The sequence below is a fragment of the Methanobacterium sp. genome (assembly GCA_030017655.1).
In the GTDB taxonomy this organism is placed as follows: domain Archaea; phylum Methanobacteriota; class Methanobacteria; order Methanobacteriales; family Methanobacteriaceae; genus Methanobacterium_D.
In genome coordinates this window covers 1-4969 of the sequence record JASEIM010000050.1, presented here as the reverse complement: position 1 = coordinate 4969, position 4969 = coordinate 1, and the positions used below count along the sequence as shown (strand labels likewise).

Sequence of the window (4969 nt, the reverse complement as noted above, 5' to 3'; positions counted from 1 at the left end):
GTTAAAAAAAAGGGTTATATGGTTATTGCCATCCTATCTTCTATATATGCTCAAATATAATGTTAACACTTGGAGTATCATCAATTAGTTATTTCCAGTAATATCCTTAAGACTATATTATTCTTTTTATTGAAAAAGTATCTACTGTGAACATCTTTTAGATATTTTTGAAACAGCATATACAGAAAAGGCAATAATCCCTACTAAGATCATTAAATTGTAATCATCAACCGGTATAATTTTCAGCTGCCACTCTGCCCAGCTGAAGGGGAAAAGCAGTTCCATCCCACCACTTACATAGGTAAGAAGAGAATCAAGAGCATAATGGGTGAAAAAGCCGAAAATCAGGAATATAAAAACCATTTTCTTATCCCTGAAAAGTAGAGTAATTAAAGCAGCCATTATTAGAGACCCAAGGGGTAAATGGATAGGATATATAAAATACTGTAAATAAATACCAAAGAAGTCCAGGGGAATATATATTTTGAATATATCTGGAATCAGGGAACCAACCATAACCAGCACTGTGTTTTCGTTGTCAAATTCCCTGAATTTAAATCCCAGAACCTTGCAGGATGTCCAGGCAACTAAAATATGAGTTATCCAGTCAGGCATTTATTTCTCCTTCCTTCTAATAAATTCAAGATTCTTAAAATCAAATTTCCAGTATATAAAGAAAATAACTGCTAAAAATAAACCTCCAATTCCAGATCTATAAAGAATAAAGTCTTCTTTCCATTTTTTATGTACAAGTATCTTTGAAACTTTAACAGTGTATGAAGGCCCCAGTTTTCCTAAGACTGATACTTTATCATACATTTCAACTTTGGATGAAGAACTAACATTATATGTTACACTTTCTCCTTTATAATCATCTTCCAGATAAAATCCACCTTCATAAACAGCTATAACGTCACCATCTACTGAAATCATTTTTCCTTCTGGATAGTCTGATAAAACTGTTCTGGTTGATGGATACTGGGCTTGTGTTTCATAGTTTTCACTGTAATAAATAAAAAGAGCAAAAAGAACTAAGATAAGAAAAGACGCAGCTATTAATCTGTTACTGATTGATTTTAAATCTTTTAAGGGGAACTGAATCTTCATGAAATCACTTTTGGTTTAATAGTTTTGAAAGTCTTTAATTGTATTTATATTCTGAAAACTTTGTGTGGTAGCGTCAAGTTCTTTTGTATCAACGTATCTGGCATTTATATTCTTAATCAACGATTTTACGTCCATTTTTCCTTCTTCAATGAGCTTGGAAATAGTATCTGAAACAGTTTTTTTATAAATTGAATGAAGCGGTTCAACATACCCATCTTCCCATACCGGAACTATTGCATCATATTTATTAGTTTCTACGGCTTTGAACATATTTAAAACAAATTCTTGAGAGATAAAGGGCGAATCACATGGTAAAATTTGAGCATAGTCAGACTTTATGGCCGAAAGCCCGGTCAATATACCTATTAATGGGCCCCGATCTTTATTTTTGTCTGTAACTATATTCAGATTCCCATAATCATTCTTTAATAATTTTTTATAACTTTCTACCTGTTTTTCATCTCTTAGAACAAGTATTATTTCATCTGCAATATCTGATATTGTATCAAGTACATGGAATATCATTGGTTTCCCCTTTAAAATAAGGGAACCTTTATCTTTCCCCATTCTTTTGCTTCTTCCACCGCAGAGTATTATAAATGATTTCATAATGTTTCACTTGATCTGTAATCAAATAAAATAAAAAAAAGTTTTAGAAATTAAAAAAAAATTTAATTTAAATAATGGATTTAGAAGTGTGGTCTTATATCAACCTTGTTGTAGGGTAATTGGGACTTTCATTGGTTATTGTGAGGTCGTGTGGATGGCTTTCTGCCATTCCGCTTGCTGTGATCTTGATGAATCTTGATTTTTCCTTCATATCTTTAATTGTTTCTGCACCACAGTACCCCATTGAAGATTTAAGCCCTCCAATTAACTGGAAAAGAACTTCGCTGACCGGTCCCTTGTATGGGACAACTCCTTCAACGCCTTCAGGCACCAGTTTAGAGTGTTTCATGGATCCTTTAACTTCCTGGAAGTATCTATCTGTCCCTGCACCGAATCCGCCGGTCATTGCTCCAAGGGAACCCATTCCCCTGTATTGTTTGAATTTTCTTCCATTCATTATTACAACATCTCCAGGAGCTTCATATGTCCCTGCAAGCAAACTTCCAAGCATTACACAGTCAGCACCAACAGCTATGGCCTTTGCTATGTCTCCTGAAAATCTTAAACCACCATCTGCAATAACTGGAATATCATACTGGCTTGCAACATCAGCTACCTGTGATACAGCTGTTAATTGGGGAACACCCACTCCTGCGATTATTCTTGTGGTACATATTGATCCGGGACCAATACCCACCTTAAGCCCGTCTATTTCCTTGGCAAGTAAGTCTTCTGCAGCTTCAGCTGTTGCTATATTACCCACAATTAAATCAGCGTCGATATTATCTTTAATATTCTTTGCAGAATCAACAACGTTTAAATTATGTGCATGTGCAACGTCTATTGCTATTATATCAGCCCCTGCATCGTCAAGTGCCATGGCACGTTCCAGATCAAATGGACCTGTTGCTGCAGCAACCAGAAATTTTCCCCTTTTATCCCTGGAAGCTTTTGGAAATTTCTTACGCTCCAGAATATCACGGACTGTAACTATCCCCATGATTTTCCCATTGCGAACTACTGGAAGCCTTTCTACTTTGTTTTCATATGCAATATCCAGTGCTTCATCTGGGGATGTTGATTCAGGGATGGTGAGCACATCTTCAGTCATTATTTCTTCTACTTTCTTGTTAAAATCGGAATTAATAATGGGTTTTATATCTCTTCTGCTTATAATTCCCACAACAATATCATCTTTCACTACTGGAAGACCGCTAACATCTTCATAGTTCATTATATCATTTGCATCTTTAATTGAAGAATCAGGAGTGATAGTGATAACATCTCTTATTGTCAGGTCGCTTGATGTTTTTACATTCTTAACTTCTTCAACCTGTTCTTCTATGGTCATATTTCTGTGTATGACTCCTATTCCACCTTCCTGAGCAAGCGCTATTGCCATTGCAGATTCTGTTACAGTGTCCATTGCTGAGCTGATGATAGGGATATTTATATCGTATTTATTTGAAACCCTTGACTTTGTTTTTACATCTTTTGGTTCTACAGAAGATGCAGAAGGTATCATTAAAAAATCATCAAATGTATAACCTTCCTGGGCATTTTTTAATTTATTAAAGTACACCAAATACCTCCATATTTTTTCGAGTAACTATAAAAAAAACTATATGGTTTTTAAATTTTCTGTTTTTTAAACATTTAAAAGTTTTCTATAAAAGAGGAAAATAAGAGTATTTTAGGCTTAAAAATTTTCAATCATTTTCTTTAATTCACTAACCGCACTTCGGTGAATCTTTCCCGAGTTCCTGTCACCACCTGTACATGCGGCTCCTCTGATACCGACTACATCACAGCCCAATTTGTATAAAATGGAAAGCTGATCCTTTTTAACCGATCCTGCAAGCGCTGATTTCAGCCCGTAATCATGAATTTCCTCATTGAATCTGGTTATTAACTCTTCATCCATAAAGTCAAAAAGTGTTTTACCGTCTTTAACTGCAGTGTCCACCATTGCAAGGTCTGCACCGGAATCTGCAGCAACCCTTGGTATTTCCATTGGATCTACTGCACCTACACGGTGTGCATCTGCATACCCTGATGCCACCACAAGAGCATCCTTGTTATAATCTTTAACTGTTTTAACGACATTTTCCATAACTTCGAGTGCTTCATCATAGTTTTTTGTTCCGTACAATCCTACTTTAATGTAATCTGCTCCTGAAACTGATGCTCCCAATGCTGCAAGTGATACTGTGCCTGGTTTGTATGGTACATCACCCAGTGTTGCGCTTACAAGCATATCTTTTGGAGTCATTTCCCTCACGCTTTTAATGACCCATGGAAAGTTTGCACCCAGTGATCCTTCCTTTGGATTTTTGACGTCGATTATATCAGCACCGCCTGCTATGGCTTCGTGTGCCTCTTCAGTGTTTATTGGACTTATTAAGAGAAGCAAATTATATACCTCCATTTATTAATCAGATAGTTATAATGGTACTAAGCATTAAAATATAGGTTAATTCATCCTATTTACTTATTAAACTCCAGAATTGTTACCCTAAAAATATTATGACAATTTGTTTAATATTTCTGTTTTTAAGTATAATAAATAGGTTTCTAACTATAATTTATTTGCTTATTTTTGTTTAAATTATATTAACAATTATTTATATTTTACATTTAACCAAAAATCTAATTTTCAAAAGGTGATCCCTTCTTCTTAATTCTCGCTGCGGTTTCATGATGTTTTCCTGGAAATATATCATTATCAACAGATTCCTTTCTTAATCTCTCGATCATTCTGTTTGTTTTTATATTAACAGGACATTCTAAAGTGCATAAACCGCATAAAGTGCATTTATATAATCCAGAGTTATAAGATGTTTCAAGGTCTTTAATAAAACGACTTAATGCTACTCCTCTACCCCCTAAATATCCTTTATAACCGAATTCATATCCAGTTACATTATAAACAGGGCATGAAACGATACAGCTACCGCAGCCAATACAAAGTAGACTTTCTTCATTTTCTTCAAGTGCTTCGCGCCTTCCATTATCTAGAAGTATCAGTATAACTCTTTTGGCACCGTACATATCCTTTAGAAGCACCTGTTCAATATCTGCTGTTTTTGATGGTGATGAAATAACATTCATGTATGCAGGGGTTGTTTTCCCTGTTGCAAATATTGTTTCAAGCTTTACAACAGATATTCCCTCTTCAATGGTTCTTACCAGCTTATCAATACCTGCAACTACAATATGAGTATCTTTCATTGATATTAAATTGATATTTCCC

At 34.9% G+C, this 4969-nt stretch carries 6 protein-coding genes; all 6 read right to left on the bottom strand.

Going from position 1 to position 4969, the window contains the following annotated elements; genetic code table 11:
• Positions 1–141: 141 nt before the first annotated feature.
• On the bottom strand, positions 142–615 hold the full coding sequence (locus QMD61_11460) for a metal-dependent hydrolase (GenBank protein MDI6725250.1): 474 nt from the start codon (positions 613–615) through the stop codon (positions 142–144).
• Positions 616–1107: a hypothetical protein gene (locus tag QMD61_11455; protein ID MDI6725249.1), complete on the bottom strand. Its 492-nt coding sequence runs from the start codon at positions 1105–1107 to the stop codon at positions 616–618.
• A gap of 15 nt (positions 1108–1122) precedes the next feature.
• Positions 1123–1716, bottom strand: coding sequence for a molybdenum cofactor guanylyltransferase (locus QMD61_11450; GenBank protein MDI6725248.1), 594 nt, complete (start codon positions 1714–1716; stop codon positions 1123–1125).
• A 94-nt stretch (positions 1717–1810) separates the two neighbouring features.
• A complete protein-coding gene (guaB, locus tag QMD61_11445; GenBank protein MDI6725247.1) occupies positions 1811–3298 on the bottom strand; it encodes an IMP dehydrogenase in 1488 nt (495 codons plus the stop codon).
• A 117-nt stretch (positions 3299–3415) separates the two neighbouring features.
• Positions 3416–4129, bottom strand: coding sequence for a (5-formylfuran-3-yl)methyl phosphate synthase (locus tag QMD61_11440; protein MDI6725246.1), 714 nt, complete (start codon positions 4127–4129; stop codon positions 3416–3418).
• 236 nt (positions 4130–4365) lie between these two features.
• Positions 4366–4969, bottom strand: a 604-nt coding sequence (locus QMD61_11435; protein MDI6725245.1) for an LUD domain-containing protein, incomplete at its 5' end; no start/stop codon positions are given.

Excerpts from the sequence above, each read along its gene's own strand:
- QMD61_11450 (MDI6725248.1), bottom strand. The coding sequence starts at position 1,716 with ATGAAATCATTTATAATACTCTGCGGTGGAAGAAGCAAAAGAATGGGG.
- QMD61_11460 (MDI6725250.1), bottom strand. The coding sequence starts at position 615 with ATGCCTGACTGGATAACTCATATTTTAGTTGCCTGGACATCCTGCAAG.
- QMD61_11455 (MDI6725249.1), bottom strand. The coding sequence starts at position 1,107 with ATGAAGATTCAGTTCCCCTTAAAAGATTTAAAATCAATCAGTAACAGA.